At 52.0% G+C, this 16,533-nt stretch carries 14 protein-coding genes; 3 read left to right on the top strand and 11 right to left on the bottom strand.

Annotated features, from left to right (window positions below; genetic code table 11):
• The first annotated feature begins 68 nt into the window (after positions 1 to 68).
• A complete protein-coding gene (locus tag GSQ86_RS14145; protein ID WP_158750604.1) occupies positions 69 to 1,646 on the top strand; it encodes an EAL domain-containing protein in 1,578 nt (525 codons plus the stop codon).
• A 460-nt stretch (positions 1,647 to 2,106) separates the two neighbouring features.
• On the opposite strand, the gene GSQ86_RS14140 is transcribed toward GSQ86_RS14145, so the two are convergent.
• The 4 genes from GSQ86_RS14140 to GSQ86_RS14125 form a co-directional block, all read right to left on the bottom strand.
• Positions 2,107 to 2,787: a hypothetical protein gene (locus tag GSQ86_RS14140; protein ID WP_254062386.1), complete on the bottom strand. Its 681-nt coding sequence runs from the start codon at positions 2,785 to 2,787 to the stop codon at positions 2,107 to 2,109.
• A gap of 248 nt (positions 2,788 to 3,035) precedes the next feature.
• Positions 3,036 to 4,061, bottom strand: coding sequence for an L-rhamnose/proton symporter RhaT (locus GSQ86_RS14135; RefSeq protein ID WP_158750602.1), 1,026 nt, complete (start codon positions 4,059 to 4,061; stop codon positions 3,036 to 3,038).
• Complete coding sequence (locus GSQ86_RS14130) at positions 4,062 to 5,288, bottom strand: enolase C-terminal domain-like protein (protein WP_254062385.1); 1,227 nt, start codon at positions 5,286 to 5,288, stop codon at positions 4,062 to 4,064.
• Between the two features lie 45 nt (positions 5,289 to 5,333).
• Complete coding sequence (locus GSQ86_RS14125) at positions 5,334 to 6,020, bottom strand: GntR family transcriptional regulator (protein ID WP_158750601.1); 687 nt, start codon at positions 6,018 to 6,020, stop codon at positions 5,334 to 5,336.
• A 180-nt stretch (positions 6,021 to 6,200) separates the two neighbouring features.
• Here GSQ86_RS14125 and GSQ86_RS14120 point away from each other — a divergent pair, with 180 nt between their 5' ends.
• Positions 6,201 to 6,524, top strand: coding sequence for an L-rhamnose mutarotase (locus GSQ86_RS14120; protein ID WP_158750600.1), 324 nt, complete (start codon positions 6,201 to 6,203; stop codon positions 6,522 to 6,524).
• A gap of 143 nt (positions 6,525 to 6,667) precedes the next feature.
• Positions 6,668 to 8,026, top strand: coding sequence for an alpha-L-fucosidase (locus tag GSQ86_RS14115; RefSeq protein ID WP_158750599.1), 1,359 nt, complete (start codon positions 6,668 to 6,670; stop codon positions 8,024 to 8,026).
• Between the two features lie 69 nt (positions 8,027 to 8,095).
• On the opposite strand, the gene GSQ86_RS14110 is transcribed toward GSQ86_RS14115, so the two are convergent.
• The 7 genes from GSQ86_RS14110 to GSQ86_RS14080 form a co-directional block, all read right to left on the bottom strand.
• Entirely contained in the window at positions 8,096 to 9,340 is a 1,245-nt protein-coding gene (locus GSQ86_RS14110; protein ID WP_158750598.1) for an acyltransferase, read from the bottom strand.
• Between the two features lie 121 nt (positions 9,341 to 9,461).
• A complete protein-coding gene (locus GSQ86_RS14105; RefSeq protein WP_158750597.1) occupies positions 9,462 to 10,184 on the bottom strand; it encodes a glycosyltransferase in 723 nt (240 codons plus the stop codon).
• 40 nt (positions 10,185 to 10,224) lie between these two features.
• Positions 10,225 to 11,652, bottom strand: coding sequence for a hypothetical protein (locus GSQ86_RS14100; RefSeq protein ID WP_216841159.1), 1,428 nt, complete (start codon positions 11,650 to 11,652; stop codon positions 10,225 to 10,227).
• Positions 11,653 to 11,785: 133 nt separating this feature from the next.
• Positions 11,786 to 12,754 (bottom strand): polysaccharide pyruvyl transferase family protein, encoded by a 969-nt coding sequence (locus GSQ86_RS14095; protein ID WP_158750595.1) that lies wholly within the window; start codon positions 12,752 to 12,754, stop codon positions 11,786 to 11,788.
• A 456-nt stretch (positions 12,755 to 13,210) separates the two neighbouring features.
• Complete coding sequence (locus GSQ86_RS14090) at positions 13,211 to 14,098, bottom strand: glycosyltransferase family 2 protein (protein WP_158750594.1); 888 nt, start codon at positions 14,096 to 14,098, stop codon at positions 13,211 to 13,213.
• A complete protein-coding gene (locus GSQ86_RS14085) occupies positions 14,095 to 15,285 on the bottom strand; it encodes a glycosyltransferase (RefSeq protein ID WP_216841158.1) in 1,191 nt (396 codons plus the stop codon). Before GSQ86_RS14085 ends, GSQ86_RS14090 begins: the two co-directional genes overlap by 4 nt.
• On the bottom strand, positions 15,282 to 16,533 hold a 1,252-nt coding region (locus GSQ86_RS14080), incomplete at its 5' end, for a glycosyltransferase family 4 protein (protein WP_158750593.1). The genes GSQ86_RS14080 and GSQ86_RS14085, both read right to left, overlap by 4 nt.

Genomic DNA, 16,533 nt, shown 5'->3' with positions numbered 1-16,533 from the left:
CGGGCTCGATATCCAAAGACCTGGTGAGACACCACAACTGAACCGAAAGAGCGGTATAATCCGCGCAAATGACGGCTCGGACGTTTTCCTCCGCTGACCTGCAAAACGCCATTGAGCGCGGCGAGGTCGTTCCCTACTTTCAGCCGATCGTTGAGTTGCGCTCCGGGGAGTTGTGGGGATTCGAGATGCTGGCTCGTTGGCTGCATCCCCAGTTGGGAATGATTCCTCCTAATCAGTTCATCCCTCTCGTTGAATCGTCGGGATTGATGGACGCTGTGTGTGACTCCGTGACGAAGCAGGCTTGCGAAGCTCTGATGCCGGACTTTCCCGCACATCTTTCTTTGTCGGTCAATGTGGCTCCCACGCAGATGCGCGATCGCTCCTTGGCGGGGCGGATTCTCTCCTGGATGGAGTCTGCTGGATTTCCACCCACTCAGCTCATCGTCGAAATCACGGAGACCGTGCTGTTCCGAGACTTTAAAGTAGCCGAGGCTGTCGCAAACGATCTCAAGGAGCAGGGAGTCAGGTTAGCACTCGATGACTTTGGTACCGGCTATTCCAGTCTGTCTTATCTCAATTCACTGCCGCTGGACGAGATCAAGATCGACCGCAGTTTCATCCATTCCATAAATGAGCGTCGGGAGAGCCGGAAGATTGCTGCGGCGGTAGCGGGCCTGGGCCATAGTCTCGGATTGATGGTGGTTGCGGAAGGGGTCGAAGAGAATATCCAGGCGGACGCCTGCTTTTACCTCGGCTGTGAATTGGCACAGGGTTATCTGTACAGCCGTCCTGTTCCAGCAGCAGATGTTGCCGCGATGATCGCGAAACCTGCTCTGTCTTCCCCTCCCAAGTCTCCGCTGCTATCGAAGGATATGGCTGCCCACCTGGAAGTTTCACCTGCACTGCGTATGGCCCACCTAATGGCAATCTACGATAGTGCTCCGATGGGCCTCTGCTTTCTTGACAAAGACCTTCGTTTTGTAAGCATCAATGAACGGTTCGGTGAGATGGCGCCTGCCCTGGAACCCCGGCTTGGCCGGACTATCGAAGATGTACAGCCCCTCATCTATTCGAAGATAGGATCATATCTGCGCCTTGCTCAAACAGGAGAGCGCATTTACAACGTCGAGGTCCTGAATCCGATATTTCCCAATCGGACAATGTCGATGTGCTGTGAGCCGGTCCGGGATGAAGCGCATGAGATCGTTGGGGTTTGTGTAACTCTCAAGGACACTACGAAATATAAAAAGCTCGAGGAAGCCCTGCTTGAACACAAGGAGCACTACCAGCTCCCCCTGGACCTGAATTCCACGTACCCCTTTACAGCTGACCCAGAGGGGAAAATCAGTTGGGCGCAAGCGCGAGGGTCCGACACACTTCGAATGCACGAGGCACGCGGAATGGGCTGGCTCAGAGCCGTGCATCCGGCGGACGTTTCTTGGGTGGCAGAGAGCTGGGCGGTCAATGTTCGGGCGGGAACTCAATACGAAATGGAATTTCGCATGCGGTCGGTGGACAGGAGGGGATGGCGCTGGATGCGCGCACGGACGTCACCCCAGCGCGGAGAACACGGTGAAATTCTTGGGTGGTACGGCTTGCTCGAGGACATCAATGACCGCAAGCCCGCCTCGGCTCCCCCTGATTAGGCGGAGCTGGCAAACCTTCCACCAAGCAACCGCAAACTGGTTTGTGATGCCGGACAGTTGTTTGCGGCAGGTCCGATCTTGTCTATTTTAGAGTTGCTCGCCGCCAGAAAAGCGATTCTTTTAGCATGTGACAATTCTCTCTTTCCGAGTTAGAGTCCGTTCCAGCAAAAGGGCGCTTTCGGGTATCTTCATTCCTGTCCGATCAGGCGATCACATCTTCGCGGATGATAAGTTGCTTAACTGCTCAACATTGGGACCCGATAATTATCTGCACAGCTGACTGCGGACTCTCTGCAAGCTATGTGACTAATTTTTTCACCAAGCGCGTCCACGAGGGAAGTATGCCTCAATTCAATTGAAGGTGCGGCCGCGATGCAGAAGCCATTTGGGATTTTGGCAGTCCGCATCGGACGAATCTTCTGGACTGAAGAACGGCATATGTGAAGCAGGATGTTTCTCGCTAATGGTTGTTTAAGGATTGAGAAAGACTCATCAGGTTTCTTGGATTCACACGAATAATCCCGCCGCGTGGGCTGTCGATATCGGAGATGAGAAGAAAAGAGATCGACACAGTAAGCGGCAGAATGAACAGTGTAATTGCAGCTTTGACGTTGCGTATGCTATAGCCCATCATAGCGCTGGCACTCATGGCAATGGCTCCCAGCAAACCCCATGCCGCATAGGGTATGCGGTTCCACCAAGCCGCCTGTGTGTATCCCTGCGAGTTCAAGACATCGTTCATGCCCGAGACTACGAGTGCAATGACGGGTGTTGGCTGTGCAGTAGCTGGAGCTTGTACCGCGGCCCACAATTGATCCTGAAGTTGAGCCGTATCCGCGTTGATTTTCTGAAGTTGGCTTGCCCGCCGTGTTTTATAAAACAAGATGCGCTGATCAAGATAGCCGATTAACAGATGTTGCACTTTTACCGCATCGGAGGCGGGTAGCAGATTTGCCCGCAGATATTCGGTTCCGATGGCGTTGGCTTCTTCTTCTTCATAGTTCTTGCGTTGATCGTATCGGGTAGTTGCCATAGAAAAAGTAAAACCGATGATGAGTCCCAGAAGTGTCAGGGTAGAGGCGAGGACAACTTCGAAGTCTGGACGGGACTGGTCACTGAGCTGTCCTTTTTTCGCCCGCATGAAAATTCCTACTTTTGTGGCAAGCCACAGCGCGATGAGAGATATCACGAGAACGAGTAAGGGAAAATTCAAGGGATTTATCACTAGCGTTCTATCCTTTCATCCAGTGGTGGTCAGTGTATCCCACTTTATGCGTCTGCTATCGTACGGTGAAACTCGATCAACTTAGAGCGCGTTTGCTGGATGGTGGGCTCTCAGCTCGGTATCGCTGAAGAACGCAGGATTGCGGCAGGGAAGTAGAAGCAATCCTATTGATTACCCATTGCCAGCAGCGCCGTGGCTGCGACTAAACACGCCAGTCCGCATCCCAACAGCAGTTTTGCAAAGCGCGACGCGCCCTTCCACTCGCCCGTCAGAATACCCGACAGCGTTGCCGTCATAATCATGAAGATCTGCATCAATCCCCATCCGATCGAGGTGCCAAGGTTTCCAAGATAAGAAGTGCTCATACCATATAGAGCGAATGCGCCCATCCATAACCCGCCCATCAGCGTCGACCAGTACACATCGGGAGAAGCTGGTTTAAACAACAGCCAGCTTCGCTTTTTTTGAAGCAGATAAAGACTGTAGCCGATATTGGGGAGAAAGCCACCCGCCAGTCCAATCGGCCACACCGCATAGGCCGCCCGCACCTCAGAATTGCCCAGGTGCACGGCTTGTCGCGCGATCTCCTGGCCAAAGGCGAAGGAGTAGTTGAGCATCGGCGCCATCACGCCGCACAACACGGCCAACAGGACCGCTGAAAAGTAGCTGCTCCTGGGATTTGATTGCAGAGCAGGCTGGGACGAAGGGTCCCGGACGCGCTCCCGCCGGTTGCCTGCCCACGCCGATAACCCAATGCCCACGACCATGAAGGCGACGCCGCCCAGTATATCCGCCAGCGCGTCTCGGCCAACCTGCGAGCGATGCTGCACGAACAATGGCACGAGCGTGCCCAGCAGTGCGCCGAGCCCGATGATGATCGCGTAAGCCAGCCCAAGTCCCAGGCGCTGAACGGAAATCCCGAAGAGCACCTGCGCAACACCCCATCCTGCTCCGAATGCAACCGGCACGACGATCTGAGCAAACGAAAGTGCCGCATAAGTGTCGAGAAGATGACTTACCAGGCAAGCCGCCAGCAGCCACGGGAGAATGATCAGGGACACAATGCTGAAGACCAGCCAGTTGTTCTCCCATTGCCAGCTTCGATTGAATTTCATCGGTAGCAGGCAATTACCGGACATGATGCCTGCAAGCAGCGTCAAGCCGAGTCCAATTACCAGGGACTGCGGCATCTAAACGCTTCCCTCGATAGTCAAGACCATGTCAGACGAGGCTCCCGGAGTCTGTGGGGCCTCATAGAATCCACCCTTCACCTGAGCAGGGAAGACGAAGTGTTCTTTGAGGTGGGGGATGTGTTCCAGGAAGAAGACTTCGTGATCGAGTGCGATCCGGTTAAACAAGACAAGGTGCTGGTGAATCTGGCCCATGTCGCCCACGTGAGGCACGATAGGCAAGCCGAATTTCTTCGCCATCAGGCTGACCGTAAGAAATTCGTTTATTCCCGCGAGTCTTGTACAGTCGGCCTGCACGAAATGGAGGGCCCCATAGTGCAGAAAATTCTTGAAGAGCACCCGGTTCGGAATGTGTTCTCCAGCCGCAATCTTTACTGGGGCAATCGTCTTTGCCAGAACCGCGTGCCCATAAACATCGTCCGGATGTGTTGGTTCTTCGATCCACAGCGGACGGAACGCGGAGAGTTCGCTGCACATGCGAAGCGCAGTAGACAGATTCCAGCTCTGGTTGGCATCGAACATCAAGATCCCGGAATTGCCGACGACATCGCGTAGCATCGCCGCTCGACGCAAGTCGCGTGATTCGTCGGAAGATCCTACCTTGAGCTTAAAAGCGTGAAAACCCTGATCGATTGCCCGAGCCGTAAGCTCGCGTACCTTCTCATCGTCGTAAGCCATCCAACCTACCGAAGTGTCATAGCCCGGATAGCCTGTCTTCAGAATTGGCTCACGCGAAGCTCTCGATGCCATATTGTCACGAAGTAACGCCAGCGCGTCGTCTTCGTTCAGAACATCCTCCACATAACTAAGGTCCAGAGTACTGACTACATCTTCCGGCGAGAGGTCGAGGAGCAACATCCACAGTGGCACTCTGCGGTTCTTGGCCCAGAGATCGAAACATGCGTTGGTGATCGACGCCAGAGCCAGATGAACCACGCCCTTGTGCGGCCCCAGCCAACGCAGCGAAGGATCGTTGGCCAGACTGCGTGACACAGCTCCAAAATCCGCCATGAGGGTCTCAATCTCCATTCCCCCCAACGGTTTCGCCAGTTGTTCGATGGCGTCGCACACGAGCCGGTTTCCATCTCCGAGCGTGAGCGCTATGCCAGACCCGCGGAGGCCATTGTCCCCTTGTAACAACGTCACGGCCATCGAGTATTCCGACTTGGTGTGAACCGAATCTGTACCCGCTCCGGGAGGCAGCGAAAAGTGAGCGTCAACACTCAAAATTCTCTTTATCGTGCAACTGGGCACTCTATTTGTCTCCAATCATCATCGGTCCGAAGGACTGCGTCGCTCCCAATTGTCATAGGCCGTCTTCGAGAAGCGCTCCATCGCTCGCCTGACATACTCATCGGCAATCTCGCCTTCGCCCTCCCGAATCAGATCGATGATCCGTTGATGAGCCTCGAGATCTTTGCTCCAGACTGCTGCCTCCTGCCCGCTGGAAGTAACTCGCATACGCACAAAGGCAAAGAAAGGCAGCAGAATTCGACGGGACTGCTCCAGCAGAAACGAATTGCCCGACAACTCGCACAAAACCAGGTGGAATTGCAGATCGCAGTCCAACAACGCCTCCCGGTGGCCGGCCGCAGCCGCCGTGCGCATCCCGTCTACCGCAAATTGCAGAGGACTTAGATCGGGCCTTCGAGTTGCGGCCAGCCTGGCGGCCAAGCCCTCAATGGCTCCGCGTAACTGATACAGTTGCGCCACATCCTGTTCGCTGAAGTGGCTGACCTTGGCGCTGCGACCGCTCTGTTTGGTAACAAAACCTTCCATCGCGAGAATGTTGATGGCCTCACGGATGGAGCCTTGCGCTACGCCGAACTCAGCCGCCCATTTGCCCTCGACGATGCGTTCCCGTGGCCGCAGCACGCCGTTCACAATCGCGGTACGGAGTCTGTCCGCGACGTCATGTTTGAGGAGTGTTTCCGCTTGATGATTAGCAGTTGTACTCATATAAGCACTCAAGAATCGTGGTCATCTTAAATTGTCGACAGAGAAAGTGACAAGCTCATAGTTTAAGCGCTCAACCATTAACAGTGAGAGTAATCGATGTGATCCTGGTGGAAGCCGATAGTCGTGTATAAAGTTAGCTGCTGAGCTTTGGCTCTATCCTTCACATTCAAAGGACTTCGTATGCAACGATTCGGAATGACGATTCGGCTCGCGCCGGGCAGTGCGGAAAGATACAAGGAGTACCATCGCGCCGTCTGGCCAGAGGTATTGAGCAAGCTGACGGATTGCAATATCAAAAACTACTCTATCTATTTCAAGGACGATATTCTCTTCGGCTACTACGAATACCATGGCTCCGACATCAAAGCAGACCGGGCTAAAATGGCCGCCGACCCCAAAACGCAGGAATGGTGGGCCATCATGGATCCAATGCAGGCTCCGCTGGAAACGCGGCAAGAAGGAGAGTGGTGGGCCGAAATGGAGGAAGTCTTTCATCTCGATTAGCAATCAGAGATTTGAGCACCTAAAATGCTCACTGAATTCCCTCAGGAGGCTGTACTACAGAAGCGGAATACCGAATAAAAGTCATCCGAAGCATCTTTTGTATTTGCCAGCGATGCTGCTGAAGCGATATTGTTTCCACTCAAATGAGTGCTTATATTCCCGGACGTCGCGAATTTCTTCGTCTTGCCGCTGCCACCTCCTGTCTTTCTTTTCTGCCCGGTTTCAGCTGGGCTCAGTCACCGGCGTGCGATCGGACGAGCTGGTACCGGAACGCCAAATTCGGCATGTTCATTCATTGGGGACCTTACTCGCAGGCCAGTGTTGAAGCATCCTGGCCAATCATGAGGCCAAAACCAGGAGGGATCACGGAAGCCGATTACGTTGCGCTGGCGAAGACTTTCAACCCTGTGAAATATGACCCTCATGCCTTTGTAGATCTCGCGCGCTCGGCAGGCCAGGAATATATGGTGTTCACCACCAAACACCACGACGGCTTCTGCATGTTTGATTCGGACTATACCGACTATAAGATCACCAAAAGTCCATACGGCAAGGACATTGTGGCGATGCTCGCGAAGGCATGTGGAGAGGATAATATGCCCCTCGGCTTCTATTATTCGCCCCCGGACATGCACCATCCTGATTTCCGCGATACCACGAAACTTGCGAGGGACAACTGGAACGGAGAGCCGCAGCGGCCTGAATGGCCAGGCTACCTGCGATACATGCAGCTGCAATTGACCGAGTTGCTGACGCGCTACGGTCCTGCTGCCATTATCTGGTTCGATGGTCTATCCCATCAGGAAAAATATGATGGCGTACGGGTTTTGGAGATGATCCGCGAGCTGCAGCCAGAGACACTCGTTAACGACCGCATCGGGGTCGACGCCGACTATGAGACGCCCGAGCAATTTATTCCCACAGCCATTCCGACCAAGGGCGTCGTCCTGACCGGAATCGATCCTAAAGTGTCTGCGAAACTCAGCAATACAGTTCCGCGGCCAGAGGATTTCCGCCTCTGGGAAACCTGCATGACCATTAACAATACCTGGGCCTACAATAGTAACGATCACGATTACAAATCGGAACAAACCCTCATCCGGTCTCTGGTTGAGGTAGCGAGTCGCGGCGGTAACTTCCTTCTCAATGTAGGACCGCAGCCTGATGGCCAGATCCAGCCCGAGTTCCAGCAACGGCTGCGTGCCATCGGAGACTGGCTGACTCTCAATGGCGATTCGATTTATGGAACCACCTACGGTCCCGTACAGGGCCTACCGACCCTGAGGACAACTGCGAAAGGGAAGAACATCTACGCCCATATCTTTGACTGGCCTGCCAGGACTTGTGAGATTGCAGGGATCGATGCCAGGGTCTTGTCGGCGAGGCTACTCGCTAATGGAAAGCCATTGACCTTCCACCAGGCCGAAGGCAAATTGAAAATTGATGTCTCTCCGCAGGCTCCCGATCCTAATGTCAGCGTCATCGCCATCAAAACGTATTAGCGATAGAGGTGATTTCGAATTCGAAGGACACAAATCAGCGCCGTTCACCTTTGCACGAGGTTATAGGAGTTAAGCCGGTCGAGACTTCACCAAGGTGAAGCGTTTCTTCAGGCGAATGAATGGCTTTTCCAGAAAGTGATAGGAAGCCGTTGCGCACAATATCGTGATGCCTAGTCCAAGGAGAGCTGCAATGCCAATCACTATGGCAACATGCGACGTGGAGAGGCTCCCATGACCGGTCAGAGAAAATAATATCTTCATTACGAGAGACAAACAAAGAACGTGGAAGACGTATAAGCCATAAGAAATTTTTCCGAGATAGAGAGTGACTTTTGGGAAGAGCGACGAAGGCGCTCCTGCGAAAGCAGTAAAGATCAGAAATGTTCCTAACAAAACAAAGAAGTAGCCGGCGACCAAGCTAACTACGCCGGGACTCTCCGTTCGAACAACATGACAAACTGCTGAAGCAAATAACCAACATGCAAATCCGCCTAAGAGTATGGACAGCCGTTTCGATACTTTCCAGCGTCGATTTTCCGGCTTACTGAAGATTGCAGTGAGAGCGCCACATGAGAAAAAAAGGCATTGCACCAAGCTATTCGGCCAGATATTGCTGTTGATCGTTTGGGGCCGATGACCGGAATAAATCAGAATGCATATCGGCACAATCATAAAAAGGGAAGAGATCGCGATAATCATCTTCTTACCGAAGGCCGCGAAAGCTGGCCATATGAGATAAAACTGCTCTTCGACAGAGATACTCCAAAGGGGCTCGATCGGAGTGCCTGCGAAGCCATGCAATACGATGGTCCAGTTTGCGACGAAAACAAGACTAGTAATTACGCGCCATTCCGTTGAGCGGACGGAAGGAATCCAAACCGAGAGTAGCGTCACAACGCCGAGGAAGAAGAAGTAAAGAGGCCAGATGCGGAGAGTACGACGGATGTAGAAATCCCTGATAGCCACAGTGCCTGTGGATTTCTGTTCGATCAGCAGCAGCCTGGTAATCAGGAAGGAACTCAAAAAGAAAAACAAACATACTCCGAAATCACAACTCTGAGCCAGGCTTTGTATCATCTCCCATGTTGGATTTAGGTGGTAAGAAACATGGGAAATAGTTGTAGCAGAAGAAATCTCACCAGGCATGGGAGCGCTGGGAACAGCCTGGTGCTTCTTTACCAAACCGTATGCGGAGAAGACGTGACGGCAAAAAACGAGCAAAAAAGCAAGGAAGCGCAGCGCGTCCAGTTCTGGCTGGTAAAAGCGCTTTCCTAAAGAGTCGTTTGAGATTGGTTCCGAAGTAGATGTCTGCATTACCTGAGTCGCACACATTAGGACAGAACCTCACTTTCCAGGTTGTAACTACGACAGAGGCTGATTTTGCCGCTGCCTAAAAAGTCGTTGGCGCTGCGATGAACACTGGTCGAAGCCACGATCACTGTCTGATGGGGACAAGACTCGTTACGATCTTTTTTCCAAAATCTTTGAGCTGTCTTCCTCGGGATGGATTTTCGATCGCGATTTTGTTTATACCGAACCACGATAGTACTTCTAGTTGACAGACATCCATCCCTTTAGCACCTGTGAAGCTTGGGCCGCTTTTGCCGCCGAAGTGATGCAGGTATTGCTCGTGCTTCTCAAAGCCGAGTACAGAATATCCATCACGCAGAACGTTTGCCTGCAATTGGGTCACGCTCCACCACCACTGAAATCTTTCATCAAGCTGGTAGTTCCTATACAAAGGCGCATCGATCAATAAACAATAACCATCCACCCGCCTTGGGGGACTCGCAACGATTCCATAGGCACTAATGCCTTGACGATGAGAAGCCAGCAGTGTTGAAAGCCACTCCGGAGATCGAACCTCCACATCGCTGTTTAAGAGCAGGAAGTGTGTTGCGTTCTCAGATGCGAGTGATGCTGCGATGTTGTTTCCCTTGGCAAAAAGCGAGTTGTAATCGAGGAGCTGAAGCTTATGAATCAAGCCTCGCTCGCGCAGCTCTATAACAAGATTCCGTGTGCGCTCTTCCGAAGCATTATCGACGACAACAAGCTCATATTCGACGTTTTTTGTGTGCTCTGCAACCGATACAATAGTCTTCTCAACATATTCGGGCGCATTATGAGTTAACACCAGCATACTCACGATCGCTTTCATGCTCGCTCCTTAATTTAGCTCTGATTAATTAGCTGGTATGTCAGCTGCGTAGCTCAATTACTGAAATTGTGTCAGCCGCCGCTACCTTAAGCGCATGCGATTGTATCGATAGTGCAGTCGGTCGCAGTTGCCATTGACTGTCATATTTGTAGAGTGTTGCCGTCAGGATATTGGGAGGCAATTTAATCGTTGTGTTTAAAGCGGGCGGATATAGCTCCTGGTCTGTGGACCGCAACTGTCCTTGATTGGTCCGTGTTGCTACATCGCTGATTTCGTGCCAGAGCAATAGATAAAATACTCCGTTTCCCTTTTGAAGAAGCAAGTCGTGAACATACTGCGTATGAGTAAAGGCTCCGTTTTCATCTACCGAAAGGCCGTATGCTAAAGATCCTGCAGACGACGGTGCGCTGGTTGATGAATCTCTCAACAATGCGATAAGAGACTGTAGAGCCAGATAGCCTGGTTTCGGGGTCAGATCATTACGTAATAGACCATAGTTCGCCTCCGTGCTTAATGGATGGGCCGCCTCGTCAACCAGCTCATACCAGAATGAGCGATCGAATCCATGACGAAAATATTCAGCAAACAGGCGAGGTACATATTTCCCTTGGACATCCTCAGGGATCGAAAGCGTTGCGCTACCTGTGTAATAGCCTGTTTCAGTCGCAATAATCGGGTCGTGCAGACCATCCGGCGACCTGACATAGGCCGCCATTCTTTCGATCCACCACGGGTATTCATCGATGTTGATGTCAGGATCGGTAGTCCAACGAAAATAATCGGGCACGCCATCGTAAGCAACCACCGGCGTTCCATGGTTGTTGCCTCCATACGGATATGGATGAAGCGCCCCGTAGTCGACTGTGCCATAAAATTCCGATTGCGGGAATAACACCGACGTAGCGCCACTTAATGAAGGCGCAAGGCACTTCACAGATGAAAGCGTCGGATCATGCCGAAGCACATTACAGGTATCACCCGTATAAGATATTGCGTATTTAACCCAATAATTCGGGCTATCCGGCGCGTTCGTTACGGGATCATTCAAGGCCGCGTGCCACTTAATACCTGGGTAAGACGCGTTGATTTCGTTTAAACCCTCTACCGAATCGACAATGCCCGGACCGAGCCCTTTTAGATAATCTGCTAACAATATGCAAGTTTTATAGCCGTTCTTGTTGCACCAATAGTCTGGTGTCGGAATGATGGCAACTTTAGGATCAGTCACAAAGGTCACATGAATGCCTGCTGAGGCCATTGTTCTGTAGTCGCCGTCATGATAGGTCCCTCCGTCACGTATGTGACGAATACCTGAATTGATTAGAAGTTGTATCAATTGTGCAGTCTGCTTGCGATATGGTGTGCTCGAGTAACCCGCGCCGAAATGCGATCCGACTCCGATGCTGTCAATAAATTGTGCAGTACTGGCAGCCTGCACGGTTTTTATCCCGCCCGTGGGTTGGCTCACAGGATTCTGTTGGTAGGTGTAGCGCAAATACAGATGCTGAGCGTCAATGCTGCAAGAAACAAGCAGCAAAACTAAAGACGCCAACAGTACACGAAGAGCGACTACGGTTATTTGACGGGACGGAAAGTGCACGTTAAGCGATGGCCGCATTGTTTACTCTTGGTTTATGGAAGTCAAGACCATCAATGCCACTTAGCCATGAATCATAGTAGGTGGATAGCTTTCCGTAATTATTATCGAACGCTATAACTTGCCGATCTAGTAAGAGAGCGAGAATCATGCCATGCAGTCGGTTCGTAAAGACGGCGTCGTAAGAGGAAAAGGTGTTTATACCATCCTGAATGAGGTTGTCCCGATGCCAATACCACAGCGGATGACAATCGATCGGAGGGCCGTAGCGGCCGATGCCCTTGACAAAGTTGACGACGCCGTAATGCGCTATCCTGCGCCCACGTCCAAAAAAGTTCTGATCCCAGTCGCGTGTATCACCTTGGATTGGCGCTAGATGCGAAGGCATATCGCTTGATTCGACATCCTGTCGCACCAGGCGTAGAACGCCGGATGGCGCGGTTGTTGTATCCGGCCGCAAGGTGCCAGCGAGCGCATGAGCCGTGTCCGGCATAGGCGACACAGAGCGCAGGCCTAGTCTCTTTAACTGTTCAAGAGATCGGTGATCGCGTGCAAACACATGAAAATTTCCATGTCTGTTCATTCGCTGAATGGCGGCAACTGCCTTCTCTTCGGAGCTAAAATGAACCGTCTGAGGCAGGAACACGATGCGATTGTTGGGATACTGATCCATGATTCGCTCCCGAAACGACTGGAAATTGAACCATAGATCGCCGAAGTTTCCGCCCCCGTGTAAGAGAAGCACGTCTTTGTTGGTAATCCCTGGAATACGCTTCGGGAAATCGTAGTAGTTATAACGCCGCCAGATATTGACCTTCTGCTCTAGAAAGAATTGTTCGCAACCCGTGTTGATGAGCAGATCTCCGACATTTGTATGAAGAGGATAATCAACATAAATGCATCGTTGATCCTTATCGAAATGATGGAGCATCTCAGTAAGCTCATCTTTGATTGTAAAAAGTGTCGGCTTCATTATTTAACGCACCTATCTCTCTGTCGGCGGTTGTACTGTCTCAGTTGCATCGTTCGATGATGGGGCGGAAGCTGTGATAAGCGTCACATGATAACAGCTGTCAATCGTTGTACTGTATGTTCCCGATCTGAAAATGTGAACTGGGAGTTGGCGGTCTGCGGTCTTTTCCTTGACGACTGTCGGGTTATCTTTCTTAGGCGCCAGGCTTTTCGTCACTACGGGTTTTGTCGGACGTGTATATGCAAAGGTGGCGACGGCCGTGAATTGCGCGGGCTGGCCGGCATCCTGATTTTCAAATTCCACCAGGCAGGTATTCGATGCAGGACGCGACCACCGGTATTGCACCTTGTTAACACCCGTTACTGTCTCCCACGGACTTGGTTCTCCTCCAACGTGGGGTAAGGCTAAAAATAGAAACAGAGCTATCATGTCCTACGACCTCAATTAGCTGGCTACTTATAGGGTGAGAATATATTCCGGATCGCACTTTCCGGTGATGAGATGCCAGAAGCCGATCATATTGCCTTTAATGAGACCTATTCGATCGTGTTCGCTATCGCCAGTTATGACGCCGATGATATTGCCGGCGATACAGCGAAGCCAATAATTCACGAGAATAAACTGGAATGAGAACATGTTCGCCTTCCTTCTCAGATATACAGGATTCACTACCGTCGAAAAGCCTAGACGAACTCCAGATATTCTTCCCGATCTCCATCCCAGATGCACAGCAACAGCATTGTTGCATTCAACGGGAGCGCAGCGTCCGACCGTGCATCGATGAGAAAAGTCCCGATCTTCGAGCCACGCGTAAAGCGGGAGGTGCTCGTCAAATCTAAACGCCCCTATTCCGCTATGTCGGACAATCATATTGCAACCGTAGCCGGAGCTGATTGACTTGTATGATAGCGGCGCGTCATGTTTGTGAGTTAAGTCGTATGCCTCGCATTTGTCGATAGCCTGTTCACGGCTAATTCGCGTGTCGCGACCGCCGTCGTGCAACATCCTGCCTGATGCGACAATGATTCCAGGCTTCTCCCGGAAAAGACGGGCCATTGCTTCCAGATAGGATCTTGACAATTCAATATCGTCATCGAGAAAGGCAACTAGCCCTGTGCCCGGAGCAACTGCTTCCAGGCCTTTGTTCCGTTGCTTACAGAGGCCGGTCAAGGTCTGGACATACTGGACGCCTTCCAGCGCCAGAGTTTCAGGGAGAATGTGATCCTGCCCTGGACTCGCAATAATAATTTGCCAGGGCGGCAGATTCTGCTTGAGTATTGACGTTATCGTCTCATGCAGAATAATTGGCCGGTTCAAGGTGCAAATAATAACCGAAATGTTCATCGCAACTCTCCAGAAAGCGTACATGTAGATGTGCACTCATCATTGCGAGTAAGAGACATTGGCGTGTGGGAAATGTCTCCGGTCTCTTCGAGTACTTGCTTGCGCCCAAGGGATGCATCGATTAGTTCCCGATAGATGTCGGTAATTTGCGATGCCATCCGCTCGACTCCAAAACGCTCAAGACCTACCTTGGCTCGCGACTTTAGCCTGGCATGCTCTGCGGGTGTCTCCAAAAGCCCGATGATTGCGTTTGCGAGTGCCGGTATATCTTGCGGAGGCACGAGCAGCCCTGCTTTGCCACCATCGAGCGCTTCTGGAATGCCATCCACATTCGTTGCGATAATTGCGCAGTCACATTGCCGAGCCTCAGTCAGAACGAGTCCGAATGAGTCGCGGCGAGAGGCGAGGACAAATGTGTGTGCCGCCTTCATATAAGGAAATGGATTCGCCTGAAATCCTTCGAAGTGGATATTCGACGCGAAACGGGAAGCGGCAGCTTGGGTCTCAAACTCCAAGCGATTGGGTCCGTTGCCAACAAGATAAAGGTGAGGTCCAGGGATTCGTTCCGATACCTGTTCAAAAGCGCTTATCAGTTCGGCAATCCCTTTTCTGTGATTCATGCCGCCAACCGTGACGATCGCCGGTTGTGAGAGATTCTTTGGTTCTGCGGTTGCTAAATCTAATAAACGTAAGCTTCCCAACGTTCCGTTATGAACCACACGCAGCTTTCTGCGAGGTACACCGCGTGCCGCCATGTCAGACATCACAGCATTGCTGACGGCTACCACGCGATCTGCCAGCCGCATCAAGTTAGAACTGCGTTGATGAACGTTGTGGACATGCGCGACCAAGCCAAAGCGGGTGGTTATGCGAACAGCCCTTGCCAGCACCATGCCGGTCATCATGTGGCAGTGAACGATATCAGGTTGAAATTGTTTTATGATTTGCCGCAACGCAATAGTAGCCCGCGGTAGGTTGACCACTCGTCGTCCCTGGTCAAGAGGAAAGTGCCGTATCCCGTTCTGTTTCAGTAGAGATACAAATCCACCAGGGTTAGAACACACGGCGACGTCCAATGACTGGAGAATCTGTCCGGAGATAATGTCCAGCGCAGCGTTCACAATTCCACAGCCCACATCTGTGACGCTATTGAGAAGGTGGAGAACTCGGATGGGACGTTCACTCATGCGCGCACCGCCACTTCCGTAGACCTAATTTGTGGTTGCGAAGCATGCTCGAACGTAAAGTTCGGGGTCAAACGGCTTCTATATTCTGCAATGTCGCTATTCGTAATCCTGTCGAGGTTGATTTGCGATCCGCCGCTGAGGACTTGTTGGTATATAGTTTCCAGCCGACTTACTACGATAGGCCATGTGTAATGTGTCTCGACCTGTGCGCGGTTATATTCCCCCATCCGACGGCAGAGTTCCGGATCCGACAGCAGCTCCTCTAGAGCGTGCGTCAGGGCAATAGGGTCTTTCACGGGAACTCGACGGCCACCCCGGTCAGAAACCATATAACTAAGTCCTCCGGCATCGGTCACGATAAGTGGTTTGCCGCATGCCATGGCTTCAAGTGCTGTCATACCGAAGGGTTCCCCATAAGACGGTAGGCAATAGACTGAGCATTGCCGAAGTAAATCTGGTATTCCTGCGCGGTCTATATGGCCCAGGAATTGTACCCGGGCGCGGAAATGTGAAGCCGCTGCCCGCGCCTTCACTGCGTCTATCGCCGGGCCGTCGCCGGCGATAGTGAGTCGGACTAAAGGCATACGCTTTGATAACTCTTCGAATGCATCAAGCAGAGTGAAAATTCCTTTACGCATTAATAGATTGGCCAGAAATAATATGGTGGGATTCTCTCCGGAGGACTTCGGTCCAGGCGAGAATTCGCGATCGTCAATTCCCGGCGGCAGGATGAATAACCGATCGATCATGCGCTCAGGCTGGGCTACGTTGTTTAGAGCCGCCTGGGTGGACAGTAAAATTGCCTTCGCATTTCGATGCTGCGTTCTTACGCAAATATCTTTAAGCAATTGCGTACCGCGGAAAAGGAAGTCATTCGGCGAAGGCCGTTTGTGATCTGAATCGATGGGCCAGCGAGAAGAATGAGGGCCCAGGACGACCGGAATGCCCGAATAGGCAAAAGCAAGGCTACGAAGTGTGAAAACCGGATTGAGTTCGTGAATGAGATCCACGCTCATCGTGTTGCGGGTGCGATTCAACATGCGGCGGGTCCAGCGCATGTATGACAAAGCTCCAGGTCGCGGCTGATCTTTTCGCGTATTCATTTGATCGACAGTTACGCGATCAGGAATGGGATTCCGAAGATCTGCATAGGGTGTAACAACATGAACGCGGTGGCCGCGTTCCGCAAGGCCGGCAATGATATGGTATGCAACCAGGCCATCTCCGCTCGGCAGCCAATCGGTAAGG

Origin of the sequence: Acidobacterium sp. S8 (assembly GCF_009765985.1) — a bacterium.
GTDB lineage: Bacteria > Acidobacteriota > Terriglobia > Terriglobales > Acidobacteriaceae > Alloacidobacterium.
Note: the sequence above shows the minus strand (reverse complement) of the source record. Positions and strands in the feature narration are given on the sequence as shown.

What these genes read in the sequence shown, in the direction of transcription:
- GSQ86_RS14145 (WP_158750604.1), top strand. Translation starts at nt 69, where the DNA reads ATGACGGCTCGGACGTTTTCCTCCGCTGACCTGCAAAACGCCATTGAG.
- GSQ86_RS14140 (WP_254062386.1), bottom strand. Translation starts at nt 2,787, where the DNA reads ATGCGGGCGAAAAAAGGACAGCTCAGTGACCAGTCCCGTCCAGACTTC.
- GSQ86_RS14135 (WP_158750602.1), bottom strand. Translation starts at nt 4,061, where the DNA reads ATGCCGCAGTCCCTGGTAATTGGACTCGGCTTGACGCTGCTTGCAGGC.
- GSQ86_RS14125 (WP_158750601.1), bottom strand. Translation starts at nt 6,020, where the DNA reads ATGAGTACAACTGCTAATCATCAAGCGGAAACACTCCTCAAACATGAC.
- GSQ86_RS14120 (WP_158750600.1), top strand. Translation starts at nt 6,201, where the DNA reads ATGCAACGATTCGGAATGACGATTCGGCTCGCGCCGGGCAGTGCGGAA.
- GSQ86_RS14115 (WP_158750599.1), top strand. Translation starts at nt 6,668, where the DNA reads ATGAGTGCTTATATTCCCGGACGTCGCGAATTTCTTCGTCTTGCCGCT.
- GSQ86_RS14110 (WP_158750598.1), bottom strand. Translation starts at nt 9,340, where the DNA reads ATGCAGACATCTACTTCGGAACCAATCTCAAACGACTCTTTAGGAAAG.
- GSQ86_RS14105 (WP_158750597.1), bottom strand. Translation starts at nt 10,184, where the DNA reads ATGAAAGCGATCGTGAGTATGCTGGTGTTAACTCATAATGCGCCCGAA.
- GSQ86_RS14095 (WP_158750595.1), bottom strand. Translation starts at nt 12,754, where the DNA reads ATGAAGCCGACACTTTTTACAATCAAAGATGAGCTTACTGAGATGCTC.
- GSQ86_RS14090 (WP_158750594.1), bottom strand. Translation starts at nt 14,098, where the DNA reads ATGAACATTTCGGTTATTATTTGCACCTTGAACCGGCCAATTATTCTG.
- GSQ86_RS14085 (WP_216841158.1), bottom strand. Translation starts at nt 15,285, where the DNA reads ATGAGTGAACGTCCCATCCGAGTTCTCCACCTTCTCAATAGCGTCACA.